Origin of the sequence: Peribacillus sp. NPDC076916 (assembly GCF_050269675.1) — a bacterium.
Lineage (GTDB): Bacteria > Bacillota > Bacilli > Bacillales > DSM-1321 > Peribacillus > Peribacillus aracenensis.
In genome coordinates, this window is record NZ_JBNNIU010000001.1 from 826812 (window position 1) to 850779 (window position 23968).

The 23968-nt window shown below is 39.3% G+C and carries 20 protein-coding genes and 1 riboswitch; of the genes, 7 read left to right on the top strand and 13 right to left on the bottom strand.

Features of this window, described 5'->3' with window-relative positions:
* Positions 1–19: 19 nt before the first annotated feature.
* From ACQKFG_RS04130 to ACQKFG_RS04160, 7 genes are all read right to left on the bottom strand, one after another.
* Complete coding sequence (locus tag ACQKFG_RS04130; protein WP_427556459.1) at positions 20–1492, bottom strand: aldehyde dehydrogenase family protein; 1473 nt, start codon at positions 1490–1492, stop codon at positions 20–22.
* Positions 1493–1669: 177 nt separating this feature from the next.
* A complete protein-coding gene (locus ACQKFG_RS04135) occupies positions 1670–2515 on the bottom strand; it encodes a helix-turn-helix domain-containing protein (RefSeq protein WP_427556462.1) in 846 nt (281 codons plus the stop codon).
* Positions 2516–3386: 871 nt separating this feature from the next.
* Entirely contained in the window at positions 3387–5213 is a 1827-nt protein-coding gene (locus ACQKFG_RS04140; RefSeq protein ID WP_427556465.1) for an APC family permease, read from the bottom strand.
* Between the two features lie 138 nt (positions 5214–5351).
* A riboswitch (cyclic di-AMP (ydaO/yuaA leader) is annotated at positions 5352–5496 on the bottom strand.
* 193 nt (positions 5497–5689) lie between these two features.
* Positions 5690–5842 (bottom strand): hypothetical protein, encoded by a 153-nt coding sequence (locus ACQKFG_RS04145; RefSeq protein ID WP_349729184.1) that lies wholly within the window; start codon positions 5840–5842, stop codon positions 5690–5692.
* Between the two features lie 5 nt (positions 5843–5847).
* Positions 5848–6303: a GtrA family protein gene (locus ACQKFG_RS04150; protein ID WP_192203445.1), complete on the bottom strand. Its 456-nt coding sequence runs from the start codon at positions 6301–6303 to the stop codon at positions 5848–5850.
* Positions 6263–7285 carry a glycosyltransferase family 2 protein gene (locus ACQKFG_RS04155; protein WP_076367686.1) on the bottom strand — a complete coding sequence of 341 codons (1023 nt, stop codon included), beginning with the start codon at positions 7283–7285 and terminating at the stop codon, positions 6263–6265. The genes ACQKFG_RS04150 and ACQKFG_RS04155 overlap by 41 nt, the downstream gene beginning before the upstream one ends.
* Positions 7286–7300: 15 nt before the next feature.
* The gene (locus ACQKFG_RS04160; protein WP_427556755.1) at positions 7301–8965 is read right to left on the bottom strand and encodes a DUF6044 family protein; all 1665 of its coding nucleotides are present in this window, start codon (positions 8963–8965) and stop codon (positions 7301–7303) included.
* A gap of 177 nt (positions 8966–9142) precedes the next feature.
* On the opposite strand from ACQKFG_RS04160, the gene galU reads away from it, so the two are divergent.
* The 3 genes from galU (at position 9143) to ACQKFG_RS04175 (ending at position 11155) form a co-directional block, all read left to right on the top strand.
* Positions 9143–10003: a UTP--glucose-1-phosphate uridylyltransferase GalU gene (galU, locus tag ACQKFG_RS04165; RefSeq protein ID WP_192203444.1), complete on the top strand. Its 861-nt coding sequence runs from the start codon at positions 9143–9145 to the stop codon at positions 10001–10003.
* 609 nt (positions 10004–10612) lie between these two features.
* A complete protein-coding gene (locus ACQKFG_RS04170; protein WP_427556471.1) occupies positions 10613–10882 on the top strand; it encodes a hypothetical protein in 270 nt (89 codons plus the stop codon).
* A 99-nt stretch (positions 10883–10981) separates the two neighbouring features.
* Entirely contained in the window at positions 10982–11155 is a 174-nt protein-coding gene (locus ACQKFG_RS04175; protein ID WP_342615149.1) for a hypothetical protein, read from the top strand.
* Between the two features lie 270 nt (positions 11156–11425).
* Here the strand turns inward: ACQKFG_RS04175 and ACQKFG_RS04180 are convergent, their stop codons facing one another.
* Positions 11426–11959, bottom strand: coding sequence for a dihydrofolate reductase family protein (locus ACQKFG_RS04180; RefSeq protein ID WP_427556758.1), 534 nt, complete (start codon positions 11957–11959; stop codon positions 11426–11428).
* A gap of 517 nt (positions 11960–12476) precedes the next feature.
* Between ACQKFG_RS04180 and ACQKFG_RS04185 the strand changes: the two genes are divergently transcribed.
* Positions 12477–13154 (top strand): FadR/GntR family transcriptional regulator, encoded by a 678-nt coding sequence (locus ACQKFG_RS04185; RefSeq protein WP_427556474.1) that lies wholly within the window; start codon positions 12477–12479, stop codon positions 13152–13154.
* 14 nt (positions 13155–13168) lie between these two features.
* The gene (locus ACQKFG_RS04190; protein WP_427556477.1) at positions 13169–14395 is read left to right on the top strand and encodes a CynX/NimT family MFS transporter; all 1227 of its coding nucleotides are present in this window, start codon (positions 13169–13171) and stop codon (positions 14393–14395) included.
* Between the two features lie 304 nt (positions 14396–14699).
* On the opposite strand, the gene yhbH is transcribed toward ACQKFG_RS04190, so the two are convergent.
* Both yhbH and ACQKFG_RS04200 read right to left on the bottom strand, forming a co-directional pair.
* A complete protein-coding gene (yhbH, locus tag ACQKFG_RS04195) occupies positions 14700–15869 on the bottom strand; it encodes a sporulation protein YhbH (RefSeq protein ID WP_427556480.1) in 1170 nt (389 codons plus the stop codon).
* 512 nt (positions 15870–16381) lie between these two features.
* Entirely contained in the window at positions 16382–16561 is a 180-nt protein-coding gene (locus ACQKFG_RS04200; RefSeq protein ID WP_427556483.1) for a hypothetical protein, read from the bottom strand.
* A 118-nt stretch (positions 16562–16679) separates the two neighbouring features.
* Here ACQKFG_RS04200 and ACQKFG_RS04205 point away from each other — a divergent pair, with 118 nt between their 5' ends.
* Positions 16680–16889 (top strand): hypothetical protein, encoded by a 210-nt coding sequence (locus ACQKFG_RS04205; RefSeq protein WP_063235974.1) that lies wholly within the window; start codon positions 16680–16682, stop codon positions 16887–16889.
* 209 nt (positions 16890–17098) lie between these two features.
* On the opposite strand, the gene ACQKFG_RS04210 is transcribed toward ACQKFG_RS04205, so the two are convergent.
* From ACQKFG_RS04210 to ACQKFG_RS04220, 3 genes are all read right to left on the bottom strand, one after another.
* On the bottom strand, positions 17099–18994 hold the full coding sequence (locus tag ACQKFG_RS04210; RefSeq protein WP_192203436.1) for a PrkA family serine protein kinase: 1896 nt from the start codon (positions 18992–18994) through the stop codon (positions 17099–17101).
* Positions 18995–19506: 512 nt separating this feature from the next.
* Positions 19507–21141: an APC family permease gene (locus tag ACQKFG_RS04215; protein WP_427556487.1), complete on the bottom strand. Its 1635-nt coding sequence runs from the start codon at positions 21139–21141 to the stop codon at positions 19507–19509.
* A 164-nt stretch (positions 21142–21305) separates the two neighbouring features.
* Positions 21306–22295 (bottom strand): glutaminase, encoded by a 990-nt coding sequence (locus ACQKFG_RS04220; protein ID WP_427556761.1) that lies wholly within the window; start codon positions 22293–22295, stop codon positions 21306–21308.
* Positions 22296–22701: 406 nt separating this feature from the next.
* On the opposite strand from ACQKFG_RS04220, the gene ACQKFG_RS04225 reads away from it, so the two are divergent.
* Positions 22702–23964, top strand: coding sequence for an ATP-binding protein (locus ACQKFG_RS04225; RefSeq protein WP_192208158.1), 1263 nt, complete (start codon positions 22702–22704; stop codon positions 23962–23964).
* The last annotated feature ends 4 nt before the right edge of the window (positions 23965–23968 follow it).

Sequence of the window (23968 nt, forward strand, 5' to 3'; positions counted from 1 at the left end):
GCTGATCAAATCCCTGCCCTTAAACTCCATACCAGTTCAAGCCTTGCTCATTCAAATCAATCCACACATTTTTTGTTTCCGTATACAAATCCATCGCTTGGATGCCCAGTTCCCTTCCAAAACCGCTTTGCTTCCTGCCGCCAAAAGGGGCTGTGCTATCAAGCATGCTAAACGTGTTCACATACACCGTCCCCGCTTTTAACCCCCTTACCATACGGTGCGCCCGTTTTAAATCATTGGTCCATAAACCTGAAGCCAACCCATACAAGCTGTCATTTGCCTTGTTCAATGCATCCTCTTCATCTTTGAACTTGATGACCGACAAAACCGGCCCAAAAATTTCTTCCCGGGCAATTGTCATATCATTGGTGACATTCTCAAAAACGGTGGGCGTGAAAAAATAGCCTTTTCCTGCCACCGTGTTTCTTTCGCCGCCCATGACAAGATTAGCTCCCTGTTCCAGTCCGGCCGCTACGTACTGTTGAATTTTGTTCAGTTGCTGTAAAGAAACTTGCGGTCCCATTTGGGTCGTTTGATCTAAAGGATTCCCTACACGGATGGATTGTGCTTTCTTCACGAATGAATCCATGAATCGATCATATATGCTTTCCTGCACAAAAAGTCTTGTACCAGAGGCGCATACTTGGCCTTGGGCGAAGAAGATACCAAACATGGATCCATTCACTGCATTCTCAATGGAAGCATCATCAAAAACGATATTTGGTGATTTTCCCCCTAATTCAAGGCTGATTGGTTTTAAGTTCTTACTTGCTGCCTGCATGATTAGGCGGCCAGTATTCGTTGAACCCGTAAAAGCGATTTTATCGACGTCCGGATGTGATGAGAGGGCATCCCCCGCTATCTTCCCGTATCCCGGAATAACATTGATGACTCCATCTGGAATTCCGACTTCTTGAAAGATTTTAACCATTTCCAGAATGCTTACAGGAGTTTGCTCAGCTGGTTTGATCACGATCGTATTGCCTGCCGCTAAAGCAGGGGCTAGCTTCCACATCGTCAGCATAAGAGGAAAGTTCCAAGGCACTATGGCTCCTATGACACCGATTGGCTCCTTCAAGGTATAATTGAACCGGTTATTAGGAGAAGCAAGGGTACTTCCCTGGACTTTATTTGCTAACCCCGCATAAAATTCGAGTACGTCTATCATGGCTGGCATCGCAATGAATTTTGTCTCATTGATTGGCAGCCCGTTATCTTGTGATTCGACTTCGGCCAGCATATCAGCTTTCTCCCACAGTGCCTGTGCCACTTTATTCAGTAACCTTCCCCTATCCCCCGGCGCCATTCCAGCCCATGGGCCAGATTCAAACGCCCTCCGTGCAGCTTTTACCGCTAAATCAACATCTTCCGGACCAGCCTCGGCAACTACAGCATTCACTTCATCTGTTGCAGGATTAAGTGATTCAAATGTTCTTCCAGATAATGAATCAACCCATCGCCCATCAATGAACAATTGATATTTTTTCCCCATCCATCGTTTCCCCTTTCTAGTGGAAATCTCAAAAACAACCATCGTATATCTATTAAAAGAATAAGGCTACGCATTATTTTTTTATTGTAAAAAGCGGAACATTCAGAATATTTAAGCTATGGATTAAAACCAAACAAAAAAAGATCTCGTATGAACGGGATCTTTCCAATGTAATCACTATATATCAATAACATTATATTGGGTTTGACAATTTCCTGAAACGGCATCGATGAATTCATTAGGAGTCATATAACCAAATTTTTTAAATTCATTAATTAAATGTGATTGATCAAAATATCCATTCTCATTAATCACATCCCAAACCGTAAAAGCCCGTTTGTTCAATAACATATGCAGGGAGTTTTGGAACCTCACTATTTGGCTGAATAATTTGGGCGGCATTCCTACATGGGCATCGAATTGCTTTCGCAAGTACCTTGTAGAGTATCCGGTCTCAGCGGCTAATTGATTCATATTTACATTTCCTTTAGAAGAATATATTTTGTCCAAGGAATATTCTATAATGGCAGGCAACTCATTACACGCAAAAATATTAATCCCTATTTCTTCTTTGAATAGCTTTATTCTTCTACGAAAATCCCGTTCATTTATTAACCTTTCCATAATGGCAGGTCCAATTTTCACCATATCGGCTAAGGGGATTTGGCAATTGATTACCTCCTTCATGGAATATTTAAAATGCTGGGTTTCCTGCTTAGGCAAAAACCTCACACCGAAATATTCACAATTAGCCTGAAAGTTTATCGTTTTGTACTTGAGGACACTCCCGCATACATCTGCGGAGGGGCTATCGGGATCGCAATAAAATAATATGTCGATGCACCCATCGGGAATGACGGACATTGGATTCATTAAATCCCGATTGATTTTAAATTGATAGAATAATGTAGTTGAATGGTCAGAATTTCTTTGTTTATATTCTATATAGTAATCCGATAGAATCTCAAATTCCGGCTGGAATGGAAAATAGTCGAAGGTATTGAAATTCTGAATGATGTTCAACTACCATCACGCTCCTTTTATATTGCATTGTCACCCAGTCCCTTTACCTTTGAAACTTTTGCAAGCAGTGATAATTTCGCAACATTGATACAATGACTTTCATGCTTTCACTAAGCCTGGCTTGCAATTAGGGATTTATTAAAGTAATCGTTTGCCTTGAGTACAGCCGAGAAGGTCATCCACATTTCTTCGCGTTTCCGGAGAGCCGTTCATCATTCTTCCCATGCCTGGATATTATCAACATGAGCGTTGTTTTTATAAATTTTCGACAAGTATTTCCAAAATCCTTTTGACTGAAAAAATTTAAATCATTATGCCTATTCCCTCATCTTACTGCAATCCTTTTTCTTGTATGGGTTTCATTAGCAATAATCGTTATTGTGGATTTAATGAGTTTTTAATTAATGTTTTTCTTCAACTACCGGGGGAGTTAGTTGAAGAAAAGCATCTGTAGGGACTGTCTTTTTATTTATAAGATTATAAAAAAAAGAAAACCATATTTAGGCTTCCTATCAGTTAGTAGACATAAGGAGTTCGGAAAACGACTCTTTCATCAAATGAAGGAACCAACTGCCCCGAAGCAACACCTTCAAATCCCCAGATTTGGTTTCTAACTAAATGCTATAACCAAGTTGATTGGAGTGGGTGTGCAAGACTCCTGCGGGAAAAGCGCGTCCATAAGGGAGACCCACGAAGGCGCAAAGCCGAGAGGGCTTCAGGACCGGCTGCGGAAAGGAGCTGAAATAAACGCCCCAAATTGTACAAGCCATAAAAAAAAACACCCCGTAAATGTTAGTTTGGTGTCTAACATTTACGAGGCAGTTCAAGTTTGCCTGCAGTCTGGGCTTCTATATTTCTTAGATACTGGAACTTACTTCTTCAAATGATATGGCACAGTCGTAACAACCACATTCCTTCTATAAAGTAAGTAGGCACGGATCAGTAAACTTGATTGGTTATGAAGAATATTGTGCCAGCCCTTCTTCGGAATGAATTGGGGGATGATCACCGTAACTTTATAATTGGATTCACTCGCCTTATGTTCAACCGTATCCACGAATTTTGTTAATGGCTGAATGATACTTCTGTAATAAGAATTCAGTGTAACCAGTCGGACATCCGGCTGCCACTTTTTCCATTTTTCTTCGAATTTCTTTTCATCTTCTCTTTCAAAAGCAACATAAACGGCAATGACTTGATGCGCTGAAAGAGATTTTGCATAATTTAAAGAGTTCTCGACCACATGAGTTATCCCGGCCACAGGTACGATAATGATATTTCCTTCAATTGGCAAGATCGGCTCACATGTTGTAATCCTTAGTTGGTCACCAACTGCTTCATAATGCTTTCTGATTCGATGAAAAACTAACAGGATAATAGGTATAAAAATCAAAACAGGCCAAACCTGAGTAAACTTGGTCAAGAAGAATATCATCGTGACGATAAAGCTAATAATGGCACCAATTGAATTAATGGTTAATTTCAACATCCAGCCTTTTGGCTTTTCGCGGATCCATTTAACAATCATCCCGGTCTGGGACAGAGTAAATGGAATGAATACCCCTACAGCATAAAGCGGAATGAGATTTTCTGTATGTCCTTCAAATGAGACTATTAAGATGATCGAGGCAAGTCCCAGTATGATTATTCCATTGGAATACCCTAACCGGTCCCCTCTGATCGTAAACGCCCTCGGTATGAATTTATCCTTCGCTAGATTTACCGCAAGCAGAGGGAAGGCCGAATAGCCAGTATTGGCCGCAAGTATCAAGATCAAAGCAGTCGTACCTTGAATGAAGAAATACATGAAATTCCGTCCAAAGATCTCTTCAGCAACCTGGGAGACGACCGTTACCTCTGCGCTAGGGACAATGCTTAAAGAATAGGCTAAGAATACGATTCCCGAAAATAATACAGCTAATAAGGAACCCATCGCTATTAAAGTTTTCGCCGCATTATTCGGGGCCGGATCTTTAAAGTTCGGGATTGCATTGGAAATAGCTTCGACTCCTGTCAATGCGGAGCTTCCTGACGCAAATGCCCTTAGCAGTATGAATAAACTGATGCCCGCTACCGGAGTCCCGATGGGCGTGTGCAATTCAGGTGAAACTCCCCCTGTCAAAATCTTGTAAATCCCGACACCAATCAAGATGAACAATGCTAAAACGAATAGGTACACCGGATAGGCCAAAACAGAGGCCGACTCCGTAACCCCCCGCAAGTTCAGGATTGTAAGCAGAATGACGAAAATGATGGCTATGATGACATTATATGAATGCAGGCCGGGAAAAGCGGACGTGATTGCATCCGTACCTGCAGAAACACTAACAGCCACAGTTAATATATAATCCACCAATAAGGATCCTCCAGCTATCAGCCCTGGATTGACTCCCAAATTATTTTTTGAAACCACATATGCCCCCCCGCCATGCGGATAAGCGAAAATGATCTGTCTATAGGACAAGATCAAGGCGGTTAACAGGATCAATACTCCGATTGCGATAGGGAGGGAATACCAGAATGCTGCAGCACCGACAGTGATCAGAACGATCAATATTTGCTCAGGTCCATAAGCAACCGAAGACAAAGCATCAGAAGATAATATCGCCAAAGCCTTTGTTTTGTTAAGCTTTTGTTCACCAAGTGCATTTGATTTTAAAGGTCTCCCAATCAAGAATCTCTTTATAGAAGATAACATCAAGTATTCACCACCATATTAAATTTATAATTTTATGCTACCCTGCTGTAGCAAAATACAAGAAGAAATAGAAAAATGCCTACAAGTCATAACTAAATAGACCTGTAGACATCAATTTTTTTGTCTAACAAGCTCCACCTTCCTTCTCATATAACGCTTACGAGGTTAGCTGTCGGATTCGGACCTAAGAGTAGCCCTACCTTGAAAGGATTCACCCCTTGGATTGTCGTAACAATCCCAATACCGGGTCCCCCGCACCATAAGGTTTAAGCGATTTAGAAATATGAAACTGTTGATTATCATACTCCCGTGAAATGGAAAAGTAAATGAAAATTTTGCTCGGAAATATAATTATTTTTTGTATGCGAGGTTTTATTCTTGACGTATATTACATAAGTCATGCAAACACATGGTTCGAAGGGAGGAATGGAGCGTCCAAAAAGAAAAAAAACAAGGAGTGAATGAACAAAAGATGGTCAGAAAAGGAATAAATGATTGCCACTTGGAGAGTGTGAAGGATGAAGTGAAACAGATCTGCCCCCAGCTTGAGTCGTTATACTTGCATTGATTTTCGCTTTCGATTCCACTTTAATTCCCATCCAACCGGGGGCATTATCCCACTGCTCCATCCTAATTAGTTCCTGCCTTCTTGAATTGGTCTTAAATTGCTTTTTTTAAAGACAAAGTATTTCTGGCCAATATAGTTGAGAACTGTGTAAAAAATGGCTCCTATCATCACAGCCACATTTTGTTGTATGGGTAAATGAACGGATCCTTCCATTGATTCGGCAATAGCTTGGCCTAAAGAATATGCGGCGGAATAACAGATCAGGATGACGCAAAAGAAACGTGCAACTCCCCTTCGCCATTCTATATCACTTTTAAAGGTAAAAGTCCTGTTCAAAAGAAAACTCGTTACAGCTCCCGTACCATTACCGATAAAGGTGGAGACCCAGTAAGATAATTCAAGAACATTCATGAGAAAAAGCATGAGGGAAAGTCCAAGCGCTGTATTGACTATCCCAACCAATAAAAAGCGGATAAAGGAGTTAGTGTGTTTTAGATAGTTTTTCAATACTGTTCCGTTCATTGTCTAGTTGCTCCCGTTTTTTTAAATCGAGCGGATTAAATAGGTCCAGATCAACTATATATTTAGGCCGGCGTTTGGATTCATTATAGATTTTACCGATATATTCCCCAATCAAGCCGACTGCAATCAGCTGTAAGCCACCGATCAACCATATGGAGGTGATTAATGAAGTCCATCCAGTCTCGGTCTGCCCATAAAACTTTAACCATAAAAAGTAAGACCCAAAGAGTAAGCTAATGAAAAACGAAAGACATCCTAGCCATAAAACAAGCCGAATCGGTGTAACTGAAAAGGAAGTAATGCCATCAAGCGCAAAAGCAACCATCTTCTTAAATGGATATTTCGTTTCCCCAGCCAATCTTTCTTTTCGATCATAATAAACAGAGTCCGTCTTAAACCCAATGAGCGGTACGATTCCCCGTAAAAAAAGATTCGTTTCATCAAAACGTTCCAACTCCGCGATCGCCCTTTTACTCATTAGCCGGAAATCCGCATGATTATAGACAAGGTTAACCCCCATCTTGTTCATCATTTTATAAAAACCAGTTGCAGATGTTCGTTTAAAAAATGAATCAAGGTCCCTTTTCTGGCGGACACCGTATACAATTTCACACCCTTCATTGAATTTCCGGATGAATTCAGGGATGACTTGAATATCATCTTGTAAATCTGCATCAATGGAGATCACACAATCCGAGGCTTCTTTAGCTGTAAACAATCCTGCCAGAAGTGCATTTTGATGTCCTGCATTCCGGGAAAGCTTTAGCCCACGAACAAATTCATTATTTATCGTTTCCTTATAAATGATCTTCCAAGTTTGATCTTTACTTCCATCGTCAACCAATAGAATTTTACTTTGACCAGAAACAACGTTTTCTTCAACTAACCCCCTCACCAATCCACAAAGCTGGGAAATGGTATCCTGCAATACGCTTTCTTCGTTATAACAAGGTACAACAATCGTCAGTATCGGTGAATTCACTCTATTCCCCCCTTTTCACATGACTCTGTATAAATAAATTTTCCATACGCTTCCTTTTTTTGTGAAAATCCTATCTAGTACCAATCCGTTTTCCTCCGCGTTGTTGATTGGTATGGCAGAAAATATATACTTGCCACCTAATCCTTTAAACGCATCCATATTAAGGTCTAAATTTTCCAGCTCTTTCCTCGAGCTTTTCTTGAACATATAATGCTTCCCAAGCTCATCGGCAAATAGGTAACAACGTCCTCCCCATTCATCAAAGTAGATTCTGATGTTTTTATTCTTAGCCAATTCGTTTTCAATTATTTGACGAAATTGATGTTTATAAGTAAGTGGATAGAAATTGTTATAGCTATCTAACGTGTAAAATCCATTAAATTGTGCAATTGCGGGATGCAGTCCAATGCTGGCAACACGATATTCTTCTTGCGGAAGGTCAATATGATCTTTTATTTCCCGAAAAAGGCTTTCTGAATAGAACTCTTTAAAAGAAGGTTTTTTATTATGAGTGATTTCTTCATTGAATCCCATCAAGACCATAATTTGAACGGCGATGAAAATAGAAAGGGTTTTCTTAGCATAATCGCTGTGTTCCCAAATGATCTTTATCGCGAGGGCAAACCCCACGTAAATGACCATCGGCCTTAAGAAGTGAAATCTGGCAAAATTAAAGGTATCCAGGGTGTGAAACCTTTCCGTTAAAGGAACCCAGCCTTTATAAAACCAAAATGCGTACCACGCTGAGAGGATAAAATTCAAGCAAAATAAAAAAACATATACCTTTTCCTGTCTCCACAGTTTTTTGGTCAGAATAATATAAAAGGCAAAAATGGTAATTGGCAGGATGATAAGCGCATGTACAGTCATGACATGCGTATGGCCAAGAACAAAGTTTTTGAATGTAAGTTTAATGACCCACTCGAGGGGCAGCCTTGCGTGAAAATATTCATCTCTGCTGTTTGGCTCCGAATCAAAAATGAATGAAGCGACCAAACGATACTCCACCATTCCAAAAATGACCGTCATATACACGATTGAAAGAAGAAACGTTATATTCCATCCTTTTTTCCTGATCAAATCCGTTAGCCAAAGAAACCCCATTGCAACAAGGAAAAAGAAAAAGCCAAGTACGATGCTTGAATAAAGCGGTAAAAGTGTAAGGACCAAATAATTCTTCCAAGAATGGTCCTTGCCGCGAATATTCAAAAAAGCCCAAAGTGCAAGCGGCATTCCAAGTGTACTGAGCATTCCCGATGGCCAGAATGGGGTAAGGGCAAAGGCTAAGGATGTTCCAACCCTAATCCAGCCTGATCGGGATCCTGTAATCAAATGTTTCTTTAATAGGATATACATACCAAAGAATGCAATAAACCTTGTTAATGCCTGGCTCATTGCATATGCAACCATTGTCGGAAAGAGTGAATGAAGCCACACGATAATACTGAACTCACTGCCAAAAGCATTTCGGGGCAGCCCATTCATAATCTGGGGAATTTTGGCGTCTATTGCACCGAATAACTCACCGCTCTCTGAAAGGACTTTATACCAGGCAAGGTTGGAATCCAAATTATCATGTACGCGAATATGCGCATTTTCCCCAAGGATGAATAAAGGAGAAAGATATAAAACAATGACGAGTAAGGCAAAAAGGATTTGAACTCTCTCTTGATTTTCAATTGGCAAAATATACACCTCTTGACTCAATTCATATATCCATAATATTTGCTTCAAAGGTAAATCTATTCTATTTCAGGGATTTATTTTAACACATTTTGAAATAGGTCAACCAATGACCACATAAAATGAAGGGTAGAACAAAAAACATATTAAAGAACCTTAAAAAGGGGCTGGGCTATGATAAAGAAAGCGGTGATTCCAGCAGCCGGTTTAGGAACACGATTTTTACCTGCGACGAAAGCTCAACCAAAGGAAATGCTGCCGATTGTCGATAAGCCGACCATTCAATATATTATCGAGGAAGCGGTACAATCAGGGATTACAGATATTATCATCGTTACTGGGAAAAACAAACGTGCAATCGAAGATCATTTCGATAAATCCATTGAACTTGAAATGCTTCTGCAAATGAAAGGTCAAAATGATCTGCTTAAAATCGTGGAGAACATTTCCAACATGGTGGATATCCACTATGTAAGACAAAAGGAACCTTTAGGCCTGGGGCATGCAGTTTTATGTGCCAAAACTTTTATCGGAGACGAACCTTTTGCCGTCTTGTTAGGGGATGATATCGTGGATAGCCCGGTTCCAGCTTTGAAGCAGTTAATGGAACGGTATAACAAGGTTCGTACGAGCATTATCGGATGTAAGGATGTATCACCTGCAGATGTATCCAAGTATGGGATTGTAAATTTCCAAGAACGATATGAGGATATATTTCTGGTAAGAAACTTGGTGGAGAAGCCAAAAGTGGAGGATGCACCATCAACACAGGCGATTATTGGACGATATATTTTATCACCTGCGATTTTTAAAATCCTTGAAACCGCACAGCCCGATCGGAATGGGGAGATCCAGCTTACCGAAGCTTTAGACCTTCTGTTAGAAAGGGAACCAATATACTCGTATATCATCAAAGGAAATCGATATGACGTCGGCGATAAATTCGGCTTCCTCCAAGCTTCATTAGATTTCGCCATGAAACGACCTGAACTTCGTGATCAGCTAATAACATATTTAAGGCAGTTGTTCCCTTAATGAAATGAATATACCTCCGCCCAATTACCTAGAGGTAATTGGGCCATTTCCACATCGGGTTCACCCCTCTGGTTGTAAAATGATCCACTAACATATCCCCTTACCATAATCTCTAAGCGAAATATACCTGTTTATAATAAACGCTTCCGTGAAATGTAAAAGCGAGTGAAAATGTTCGCCATAGAAGAATAATTTATTATCAGTGAGGTTATGTTGATAACGTATCCTTCATTATTGATCCTAACAACGATTTCCAGAAAGGGTTGTTGAAAAACACATGCACAAAAAAACTAAAAATCCAATAATATCCGATGAGTTTTTAGATCAAGTGGTTAAGGAAATCAATGCACAATTTGGCGGGCCCATTAATAAAAAAAATGATCGTTTCCTACATGGGGACGATGAAGAAAGAACTTGAAAACCATTAATCCAAAGCTTTCATGAAAGACTCTGGCTCTATTCATCCAGAGTTTTTTTTTTGCTAACTTATGAAACTTTATTTTTTCCATAGAATTATTTGCCCTTTCTTTAATGACTTGTCCAAACCGATTTAGCTTATCCTCATAGAATGATTATATGTAATTATTTTAAAGAAAGGGGAAAACTACATTGAGCCACGCTGATGATGTCTTCCGCACATCTCCAAAGGTTCCAAAAGGAAGGCTGATTTACGGACATACAAAGGAGTTCCAAACTGATACCATCGGCTTTCTGACCGATTGGCCAAGGAATATGGGGAAGTCGCTAAATTCCGTTTACGACCATTCCAAAATGTTTATCACATTTTTTAATCCTGATTTAATAAAACAAATACTCGTAACAAAACAAAAATCCTTCGTCAAATCCAAGGACTTCGAACCTGGAGCATCCAATATTTGAAGTATTAAGAATGAGCTCAAATAAAAATAACGTTCATAATGGTTCGATTAACTCCTATAACTGGCTGGCCTATTTTTTATAGAAAGGAGGGATGAAAATATGTATATGTACCATTCACCACAGAAGGGAATCATCCACACTGAATTGCACTATTTAGGGATGGCCTCGCAGGTATATTCCGGTTATTTGGAATTTATAAGCGAAATTGAACCGATACAAGAAACAGAAAACCTACAGCCGGCCCCTCTTCTCTTTTTAGATGAGAACGGATAGCCTTGTTAGCTTTTCCTATATTAAAGAAAACCGGCCTTGAAAGTAACCGGTTCTTTTACCTGTCACAAACTATTTAATCTAAAAAATGCAAGTTATTATATACGAGTTTTTTCGGTGATTTTAGTATATTACAATAAAAAGGGCACAGTTATTTAAACTGTGCCCTTCCTTTTATTTATCTTTATTAACTTATTATACTAAAGCTCATCGTTAGTTATATAAACATCGATCGGTTTTCAGTAATAAATGTAGTTGAAAAGGGAAAGATGATCAAAACTTTTTTTTTATATAATGAAGCATAGCAAGTTGACCTAATTTTTCTACTTTCGTTAATGTGTATTTTAGCGCAATATCATCTCCCACATAAAGGGAAATTCCTTTCCCTAAAATAATAGGTGCAATAGCTAGTTGGAATTCATCAATTAAATTTTCTTTAAAAAATTCACGAGCTAAGTTTCCTCCACCAATTAACCATATATCTTTACCAGGCTTTTGTTTTATCTTTTTAATGAAAGTTTTGACATCTTCATCAATAAATGAAGCATATTCATCAGAACCACTAACAGATTTAGAAAATACATAATTTTTATAATCAATATAAGGATAATTTATATCAAATCCACGAATGACATCATAAGTTCCTTTTCCCATAACGACAGTATCAATTCTTTCCAGAAGTGCATTGTAGCCTGAATCTCCTTCTACTTCTGTTGATTCTAACCACTCCAATGTACCATCATCATTCGCAATATAGCCATCAATTGAAGTACCAATGTAAAAAATAATGTTACGCTGTTTTTTCATCAACCAACTGATCCCCCTCGGAACATAAACTTATATTCCTTCAAATAAACCATCCTGTTTTTCCATTAATAATTCCTCTAGGCAAGATACCATTCCTAACAAGATTAAATCTTCACTAAATTTAATTCCTCCTTCTTTTGCTAACCTGTGTCGTTAGAAGAAGAAAAAGGTATTCCATTGATAAAATTGAGCTTCTTTTTAAAGAAGTCCCATTTATAAATTATATCTTCCCAAGAATACACCTTTTCGGCAATTTCTAAACGCTTATTGGATGGAAGAAATTTGCGACACGCCTGCAGAATTACTGGCTAGCCGAGACACTACAGCCGCTTGCTTTGATGAGGCTTGGCAGACAGTCGGCAGAAAGGGGGCTGATTTCTAAAATCAACTGCAACTTTTTTCTGAAGAATAAAAGGGAAACAAATTTGGATTTAAAATACTTCGTTTGCACCATCTTCAATAAACATATGTTAAAATAACCAATGAACCAATCATCCTACAAATTCGAGGTGTAAAATTGACCATATCTAAAACAAATCGCTTATCACTTGTAGAACAAGTCGTTTCCCAAATCGAATCGTTAATCGAATCAGGTGAATGGAAAATTGGAAATCAAATCCCCCCTGAAATGGATTTGATCCAACAGTTCGATGTAAGCAGAAATACATTAAGAGAAGCTGTACGATCACTTGTTTATGCGGGCCTTTTAGTAACGAAACAAGGAAAAGGAACATTCGTAAGGTCATCAAGTGCCTTGGGGGCTGCTTTTGAAAGAAGGATCCAGCAGTCAAGTATATTAGAAACGTTAGAGGTCCGTCATGCCCTCGAAAGAGAGGGAGCTCAGTTAGCGGCATTAAGACGTAATCAAGAAGATATAGAACGATTGCGATATCATATATCAGCATGCAGTAAAGCTGCCAGGGCAAAGGATATCAAGGCTTACGAAGAAGCCGATATACAGTTACATAAATCGATTATGGCTTCATCACATAATGATTTATTGATTGATTTGTACGAACATATGGAACACCCCCTGCATGAATCCATCCACCAGATAGTGGAGATGAGTTCTGATGTGAACTTTCATTTGAGCATTCATTGCAATCTTGTAGCTGCCATCATCGAACAAGATGCGAACCGGGCAATCGAAACAGTGAATGAATACATTGCACAATTCAAAAAATCTTTAGAGTAAGTAAGGAGGAGAATATGGGCATTAACCAAGCAGCAAATCAACTAGAACAAACAAAAATGGATATTAAACCCAAGGTTGGACTACTCATCATCGGGATCATTCTTCTTGGGGCAAACCTGAGGGCTCCCTTAACATCTGTTGGCCCCCTTGTCACTTCGATCCGTGATAACCTGGGGATATCCAATACATTATCAGGTTCATTAACGACATTGCCTTTGCTTTCTTTCGCTTTATTATCACCATTTGCACCTAGGATAGCACGGCGTTTTGGAATGGAACTTACACTTTTCCTTTCCTTGATATTATTAACAATCGGGATCGGGTTACGCTCAGTTGGCGGAGTGCCAACATTGTTCATAGGGACCATTTTAATCGGGTTAGCCATTGCAATCGGCAATGTATTGTTACCCAGTCTGATCAAGCATAACTTTGCCAGGAATATCGGTTTGATGACAGGAACCTATGCTGTTTCCATGAATTTATGTGGCGCAATAGGTTCCGGGATCAGCATTCCCCTTGCTTCTTCATCGGGATTGGGATGGGCTGGTGCCCTTGGATGTTGGGGAATCTTATCACTTATTACAGCCTTCTTATGGATGCCGCAATTAAGACGGCCATTCAAGTCAGGTAAGGATGTGCAAACGGCACAAAAGGATAAAAAGATTAACTTATGGCGTTCTGGGTTAGCCTGGCAAATAACATTCTTCATGGGATTGCAATCGTTTATCTTCTATACAGTAATTACCTGGATGCCGGAAATCCTGGAGCAAAAAGGGCTGAACGCTGATGAGGCTGGTTGGATGCTATCCATCATGCAGCTTGCCGTCATTCCTATAACATTCCTTGTGCCAATTTTAGCTGGACGCCTACAAAGTCAGCGTCTGTTAGTGGTCCCGCCTGTCGTCTTCCTTATCACAGGGATATTCGGCATATTATATGGAAGCACTCTATTCATACCAGTATGCATGATATTGATTGGAATTGGGGTCGGAACCATATTCAGTTTATCCATGATGTTCTTTAGTCTTCGAACACAAAGCACCTATGAGGCGACGGAATTATCAGGAATGGCTCAATCATTCGGGTACCTCTTAGCTGCCATTGGACCTGTATTATTCGGATTGCTACATGACATTACACACAGCTGGACAGTTCCCTTATTGATGTTGGCCGCAATATCGGCACTTATTTTCATTGTTGGAATGCGTGCAGGAAATAATGAATATGTAACTACTCAATAAAACCAGTCATGAAATTTTGTAAAACAACCATACTAAATATAAGGGTATGGTTGTTTTTTGTCTTTCTTTGGTTCTGTTCAACTTTATAAATATTGTGAATATAAAACTTCAAACGGATGATATAAATAAAGGAGATTTGAAAAGGCCGTTGCTTCTGTTGAGCAACAGCCTTTTCATCTGGTCTTATCCGTCACCCTGACATTGCCAAAAGGAAGATTAGAAAAAAGACGTACAATGTGAATCGTACGCCTTTTTAACCTACAATTATTTTGATCTGAAAATTTCACTTACCACGTTTCCCTTTTTATGCATACTTCTTACTTTCCTCGTCTTTAAAAAAGCTCTTCATTGCGTGGAAAACGTCAGCCTTTTGCTTAAGGATATAGTACCTGAATTTTTCATTATCGATATTTTTATAAGCTGTCATCAATGTCGAGTGACGATTGTATTGATTGACTTCTCCATACCCGAACATATTGGAAACCTTCATGAGTTCTTCAACAAGCTTAACGCATCGGACGTTATCTGATGTTAGGTTATCACCATCGGAAAAGTGAAACGGATAGATATTAAACTTCATGGGGTCATATTTATGATCAATAAGTTCTAATGCTTTTCGGTATACGGACGAACAAATCGTACCGCCGCTTTCCCCTTTTGAAAAGAAATCCTCTTCCGGAACTACTTTCGCTTCTGTATGATGGGCAATGAACTCGATTTCCACCGTTTCATATTTCGTCCGCAAGAAACGGTTCATCCAAAAGAAAAAGCTTCGAGCCATATATTTTTCCCATAACCCCATACTTCCGGAAGTATCCATCATTGCCAGTACAACTGCTTTAGAATCAGGTTTCTGAATCTCATTCCAGGTTTTGAATTTAAAGTCTTCCTTATAAATAGGATGAAAACCCGGGTTCCCCGTTAAGGCGTTCCGTTTGAAAGCCGATATCATCGTTTTCTTTTTATCGATGTTTCCCATTAGGCCTGTCTTGCGGATATCGTTGAATTCGATGTGTTCAAGCGTGTGCTCCGCATGTTCTTTCCTCTGAAGATTAGGGAGTTCCAATTGACTGAACAGGGCTTCCTCCAATTCCATCATCGACACTTCGGCTTCATAATAATCCTCACCTGCCTTGTCACCCGCACCTTGGCCCTTACCGGCTCCTGTATCGGACGGTGAGCCATCCCTTGCGACCACATCCCCCACTTTACTGTCTCCATCGCCTTGCCCTACATGTTTGTTTTTATCATAGTTATAACGAATTTTGTATTCATCCAAGGAGCGAATGGGAATCTTGATAACATCCCGGCCATTGGACATTACGATGCTTTCTTCTGAAATTAGATCAGGCAAATTATTCTTGATCGCTTCCTGCACCTTTTCCTGATGACGTTGTTGATCATCAAAACCTTTCCGATGGAGGGACCAATTTTCCTGTGAGATAACATACTGTTGATTACTCTCTTCCGACATTCTCTTCCCCCCTTAAAAATGTTTGCACGCTTTTCATCATTCCTTCATATAATAAGTTAGTGTGGGAATGCCCACATCATTCCGGTTTTCCAATGAAAAATACAGTGCGAAAAAACGGATTAAAAGAAAAGTATTACTCTATCTTATGCAGCGATGCAGGATAATTTACAACAAAATTCAATAATGGACGTTTGCCTACGGACTAGACAAGTCCTGGCAAGGGCATTATGGGCCCTATAAGGTTGTTTTCTAAATGTTACTGTAAAATAAGTATTTCAAGAAAAAGAACAGACTTGATGATTATCAGGTCTGTTCTTTTTTAAAGCAGGTTTTATTTGTCGGATTATAGGATAACTTAAAATATCTTTTTGACTTATTAGCCACGTAATTGATCTGCAAAACAGAAACCTCCAATGACATCAAAAGCAATGAAATACAACAAAAAAGGTGCCTCAGTAGTTTTTCTGGACACCCCTTTTAAACAGATAGAATGATTCTGGATGTGATATTCGTCAATCTTTATCTTCCTCAATTTCATGTTGAACTGTACCTGGGCGTTTATTCCACTCTTTCAATTCTTCATTCGTCCTTTGATTTTCCATCTGCTTCCCCAGTTCTTTCATCTCTTCATAATCCTTGGCCATGGAGCTGTTTTCCGGAACATGTTCTTTTTTCAATTCCTCTTTACTCATTTAACATCACCCCTACTTATTGATACCCAATATTTCCAAATCCAAAACGTAACATATCTTATGGAAATATCGGGTATAGATAAAACATCATGAACAAATCTAAGGAGGTGCAGGAAGTATGCAAACAACTACACTTTATGTAAAGGAAGCAACGTCAGAAGGTCCGATTTTAAATCTGGAGTCCATACTTTTGAAAACGGAAGGTGTGGAACGTGCAATCATCGATGTTGATGATGGGGAAATTAAAATCGATCATAGCGAAGACAAGCTATCACCGAATCAACTTATTACACTGATTGAGCAGTATGGGTTGAATGTAACTAAATAGAAATCAAAAGCACCGGGCTCCACTTCATACCGTAGGGCCCGGTGCTTTGTTTGGCTCATTATTTCTCATTCCTTGTCGAAGGACCCTTTAACACTTTCAAAAGGTGCTGATTTCAATGTAATTCAGAGGAATTGGTTGGATTCCCTCTCGCCTTCCGCAAAAGGGGATAAACCCCTGCCCGATATGGGGCAGGGGCAAAAAATTATGGATTACCGATTTAACAAGCTGCCCACATAGCGCAGCAAATCATTGGCTGAAGTCGAATTATATCCGTGCTCATCGATAAGTCTCGTGATGACCTCGTTCACTTTCTTCAGTTGCCTTTCGTCTGGTGTCTTAGTTGAGGTAGTGATCTTAACGACATCCTTCAAATCCGCAAATAGTTTTTTCTGGATCGCTTCCCGTAAACGATCATGGGAATTATAATCGAATCTCTTCCCTTTACGCGCATATGCAGAAATGCGAATCAATATTTCTTCGCGGAATGCTTTTTTCGCATTCTCGGATATTCCAATTTGCTCTTCTATCGAGCGCATCAATTTTTCATCAGGGTTGATTTCCTCCCCAGTCAATGGATCGCGCAGCCTTGATTTATTGCAGTATGCTTCGACATTATCAAGATAGTTATCCATGAGGATCTTCGCCGACTCTTCGTACGAATAAACAAATGCCTTTTGCACTTCATTTTTTGCAATGGCATCGTACTCTTTACGTGCCAGTGAAATGAAATTCAAATACCTCTCCCGAAGTTCGTTCGTAATGGACGGATGCTGGTCAAGACCTGCCTTTAATGACATAAGTACATCCAATGCATTAATGGACGGATTTTCCTTCCGAATGATCGTAGAGGAAATTCGGTTAATCACGTAACGCGGATCGATTCCGCTCATGCCTTCATCCTGGTATTCTTTTTTCAATTCATTGATGTCTGCGGAATTAAATCCTTCGACATTTTCCCCATCATAAAGCCTCATCTTTTTCACTAAATCGATATCGCCCTTTTTGGGATCCTTCAGGCGGGTCATGATGCTGAAGATTGCCGCCACCCTTAATGTATGCGGGGCTATATGAACATCCGAGACATCACTTTCACGGATCATTTTTTCATAAATCTTTTCTTCCTCGGTAACCTTAAGATTATATGGAATAGGCATGACAATGATACGGGAATGCAATGCTTCATTTTTCTTGTTGGAAATGAACGCTTTATACTCCGTTTCATTCGTATGAGCCACAATGAGTTCATCTGCACTGATTAATGCAAAACGGCCAGCTTTAAAATTCCCCTCTTGTGTCAATGATAGCAAATGCCATAAGAACTTCTCATCACATTTCAGCATCTCCTGGAACTCCATCATCCCGCGGTTCGCCTTGTTCAGCTCACCATCAAAGCGATAGGCACGCGGATCCGATTCCGATCCGTATTCGGCAATGGTCGAAAAATCGATGCTGCCCGTCAAATCAGCAATATCCTGTGACTTAGGGTCTGAAGGACTGAATGTTCCAATTCCAACACGCTTATCCTCTGAAAGGAAAATACGCTCGACCATCACATCTTCAATCCTGCTTCCATACTCCTGTTCTAACCTCATTACATTCAGCGGCGATAGGTTTCCTTCAATCCGGATGCCATATTCTTCAAAAAAATCATTCCGTAAATACTGCGGAATGAGATGCAGTGGATCTTCATGCATCGGGCATCCTTTTATTGCATAAATCGCGCCAGAGTCTTTTAATGAATAATTTTCAAGTCCACGCTTCAGTAAAGAAACGAGTGTGGACTTCCCACCTGACACCGGACCCATGAGAAGCAATATCCGCTTACGGACATCGAGCCGCTTTGCCGCTGGATGGAAATATTCCTCGATGAGCCTTTCCAGTGAATCCTCTAGTCCAAACAACTGACCGCTGAAAAAATTGTATTTCTTTGTCCCATTTACTTCCTCTATCCCTGCATCTCTGATCATGTTGTATACACGTGAATGAGCAGATTGAGCAACTAAAGGCGTTTCTTTCAATATTTCTAAGTACTCTGCGAAGGTGCCTTCCCACTTCAGCTTCTGTTCATCTTCTCTAAATTTTTCGATTTTCTTTAAAATATCCATTAAGGAACCTCCCCCTGTCACTTTCAGAGAATACTTAAATCTATGCTCCAAGTCTGACAAACATGTCAGACTTTAAAAAGTGGCCGGGCAATGTTTCGAATCCCCCTTGACTCTCCATGTATCGAAAAAGGCTTAATCATTGAGAATTGATGATTAATATGCTGACAAGAAAATTTGTGTGCACTCCTGCTAAAAATTAGGGTATACTAAGCCTATACTTAAGTGGGACATTATGGGTAAAGGGAGGTCATAACATGGGCACAGTTGTTATCGTTGGAGTTGCTATTACATTTTTAGCTGCTATCTTCACTGCCGGATATGAAGATAAACCAGGTGTGAAATAAAAGAATAACAGCCTTTACTTACATTCCAAAAAGGGGGACGGCAAATTAAATTTGCCGTCCCCCTTTTTTGTGTCCTCATCAATATAAATAGAAATAAGCACTTTCGATGTCATTCTACGAATGTAATAGCTTATTGGAACATGCTAACCAATGAAGTGGATTCATCATTTATACAGCGTTCTTTTTATCAGTTTGGGATGCAACGTCGTTCTCCATCGATCTCAAGTCTTCATTTACTTTTTGTCCTTGTTCCAAATATTCTGTTTGGAATCCACTCTTTATTGCCCAACTATAAAACCCTAAGGCTAAACATGTAATGATGACCATATCCCAACCAAATGGGATTATGTTTAGTCCTCCAAACTTTTCACTGCCTAAGTATGAAACGGTCATCATACAGAGTAAGTAAACAACCATCCAAAGCCCAGCCGAAAAGTTTTGACGGAATCCCTTCCATTTCATTTTTGATTGATAATAGAAATAAATGGGAAGACCAATCATAATGATAAATAATACTTGTCCTGTCAGCGGCCATCTTGCCCAATATAGAACCAAGGAAGCGAAAACAAAACCAAGTGGTGCGATGATGCTTAATCCTTTTAGACGTAATGGTCTGTACAAATTCTGACCTGTGCGCCTTAATGTCATAACTGTGACTGGACCTGTAATATAAGAAACTAATGTCGCAACCGAAATAACCTCTGCCAAAACGCCCCAGCCCCTAAACATGAATAAAAATAAGAAAGATACCCCTAAATTCAAAAACATGGCTTGACGAGGGATTCCATAAAGTGGATGCAGTTTTCCAAAAACGCTTGGCAAATATTTATTCTTTTCCATTCCATAAAGCATTCGTGACGTTGTCGCCGTGTAAGTTATTCCTGTCCCGGATGGAGAAATAAATGCATCGACATATAGTAAAATGACTAACCAGTTTATGCCTAGAACAATTGCTAAGTCAGCAAACGGTGAATTGAAATTCAAATGTTGCCATCCGTTCACGATCATGGACGGATCCACGGCTCCTATAAACGCAACCTGTAATAAAACGTAGATGACCGTTGCAATTAAAATGGATCCAATTACGGCAATTGGGATCGAACGTCCAGGATTCTTTGCCTCACCTGCCATATTAATTGGACTTTGAAAACCGTTAAATGCAAAGATGATACCAGAAGTTGCTACAGCTGTAAGTACACTTGCCCAACCATTTGGAGCGATACTTCCTGCAGAGGTAAAATTGGATCCATGAAACCCTGCAAATAAAAGTGACCCAATCGTAAGTCCAGGTATAATAACCTTAAAGACTGTAATGAATGAATTAGCTTTCGAAAACAAACTAACTGTCCAGTAATTTAATAAAAAGTACACGATCAGTAAGGCAGAAGCAATTGCCAGGCCTCCCCCAGTAAGACTTCCGTTTTCTACTAATCCACGAGTCCACCGTGCCCATTCCCATGGCCATGAGCTCATATATTGAACAGAAGCGATCGCTTCAACTGGAATTACGGAAACGATTGCAATCCAGTTTGCCCAACCTGCAAGAAACCCTAAAAAAGAACCATGAGAGTATTGCGTATATTTTACCATTCCCCCAGCTTCAGGAAACATAGACCCTAATTCACTGTAAGAAAGTGCGATAAATAAAATAACGACCATCCCGATAATCCAAGAGATAATGGCAGCGGGTCCTGCGATTTGCGCCGCTCTCCAAGCACCGAATAACCAACCTGAGCCAATAATAGACCCGAGTCCTACCATCGTTAACGAAAACGTTCCCATCTTTCGCTGCAAATTATTCATATGTTCATCACCATGCTTTCCAAAATTATTCCTTTATAATAAGGTCCTTAAAGTAATTGGATTTATGATCGGTCTCAAGTACATTCAACTGAATCTTAAAGTAATTGCTGAATTACATAACCACTTGTTAAAGATTACTTTTCTAAGAATGAATTTCCCTGCTTTTAGAAAATACTTAGATCCCATTCCTGTGCCATTTGTTTCAATAACATACTACCTGTTACACTATTCCCATATTCATCAATGGCAGGTCCATATATGCCAATGCCACATCCATCTTGAAAAGGCATTCCGCTTCGGGCACTTGGAGGAACTAGTGCCATAATCCCGCCAGATACTCCACTTTTGGCTGGCACCCCAACAAAAGCCGCAAATTTCCCCGAAGCATTGTACATACCACAAGTAAGCATTAATGCTTTGGCCAGCTTAGCCACTTTTTTAGGGAGTACTTGTTCTTTACGAATAGGATGGTATCCATCTTGTGCAAGAATCAGTCCAAGCAAGGCTATGTCTTCTGTGGTTACTTCTATGGAACATTGCTTGAGGTAGACCTCTAAAGCTTCCTCTACATCCGACTCTAAATAATTCATCTCTTTTAAATAGTGGGCTAAAGCTCTATTTCTATGGGAAGTTTGCCACTCAGATTGATATACTTCCTCATTGATGGTTGGGCGCTTCCCTAACAAATTTTCAAATAATGCATAGAGAAATTCCAATTTTTTTCGTGAAGAATCCCCTGGGAGAAGTGATGCTATGGTAATCGCTCCTGCATTTATCATAGGATTAAATGGCTTTCCCGGCTTATTCATTTCTAAACGAATAATTGAATTGAAAGCATCCCCGGTTGGTTCCACATCGACCCTCTCTAGCACATAAGAAATGCCGCACCCCAAGCATGCGGCTATAAAGCTGAGCACTTTTGAAATACTTTGCAGCGTGAAGGGGACTTCCCAATCCCCTGTCTTGATCATTGTTCCACCAGGCTCCAATATGCAAATGCCCAATTGCGGTAAATGTGCATTTCTCAATGCCGGTATATAATTGGCGGTTTGCCCTTCAGCAGCAAAGGATCTGTAATGTGCCACCCATTCATCTAAGTCGGCTATTCTTTGACTATTAACATGAATGTCATACTCTTTTGACAATTCTTCAATCACATTCTTCCACCTCTTCAGTTGTTGTATCATTTTTTTCAATATGAGCGTCTTTCCGAATGCCACCAAGCTTACTTGTAATAGATTCGATGAAAACATAATGAATATTCTAAATATTATTAAGCGCTTTCAAATATTTCTATCTACCGTTCATTTTAAATTGGGAACTACATAATCATACGAAAACCTACAAAATCAAAATAAAAAACCAAAAAAAAACGTGTTTATTTCACATATAGAAAAAAGTTTGGGTTTACCATAATCGTAATAAGCCGTTCTATTCAGATACAAAGTAAGCGTTGTATTGAAGCCGATGAAACTGTATACTGATTTTTTAAACAAATTGGGTGGTGACGACTTGAATCTCAGTACGTTAATGAAAAAAGAGGTCAATATCCTTGCTTTGATGTTGTTAACAGTGCCGTTAGCAGGCGAATTGAGTTTTTATCCTTTAAATGAAACGTTTCGGGTAAGCTTTGGTCCGCCTGTACTTTTCTTCTTTTTACTATTATTACAGAAAACACCTGCCATTTTTTCAGGCTTCCTGACAGGAACAATGGTTGTGGTATTTCGTATTCTAATAGACTTTTTCATGCTTGATAGTTTTTCCTGGTCTTCCTCTTTTCAAGTTCATTTTCCAAGTTTCTTTTTTTATTTCACCTACTCCTTTCTTTTTTATTTAGTGAAAATCAATCGCTTTCAAAACCGATCGTTGATAATTGGATTTATTGGTCTTATTATCGAAATATTGTCTGACTCAATAGAATTAATCTTTCAATATATTGTATTAGAAACAACAATTACGTTAGGTTCACTAAACGAGATGATCATGATCGCATTCGCCCACAGTTTTATCGTTTTAAGCTTTTTTAATATGATGAAACTATATGAAGCACAATCAAGGGAACGGCAAATCAGAAAACAAAATGAACATATGCTGATGCTCATTTCCAATTTATACGAGGAAACGATCCACTTAAAAAAAACATTAAAAAATGCAGAGAATATTACAAAGAAATCGTATGATTTGTATCGGGAATTAAAAGCATTGGAAAAACGTGAAAAGCACTTTCATGTTCCTACAGAACCCTATAGTCAAAAAGCATTGCGCATCGCGGGTGAAATGCATGAAGTCAAGAAAGATAATCAACGAATTTTTGCTGGTCTCTCCAAATTGATTTCCAATGAGAGCTTTAGGGATTATATGAATGCTGCTGAGCTTTTTCATTTAATCATCCGAATTAATGAAAAATATGCCTTATCATTAGGAAAGGATATTCAATTTGAATACTCATTAGACGGAAAAAACGATTCACATTATCATGTATATACCGTGTTATCCCTTTTCAATAATTTAGTCGCTAATGCAGTGGAAGCAATTAAAGAAAAGGGAATCGTACATTTAAGTTTGAGTGAAAGTCGCGACAATGTAGAATTCAGGGTTGCTGATACCGGACCTGGAATTCCTCAAAAATATCAGACTGTCATATTCAAACCTGGATTCACTTCAAAATATGATCATTTTGGGACACCTTCAACAGGGATTGGTCTCTCATATGTTAAAGAAGTCGTAAAAGAACTGGGAGGCGATATCCTGTTTGAGAATAGTTTTAACGGTGCCGTTTTTTCAATAAAATTACCCATTCATAAGTTGATCCAGAAGGGATGATTCC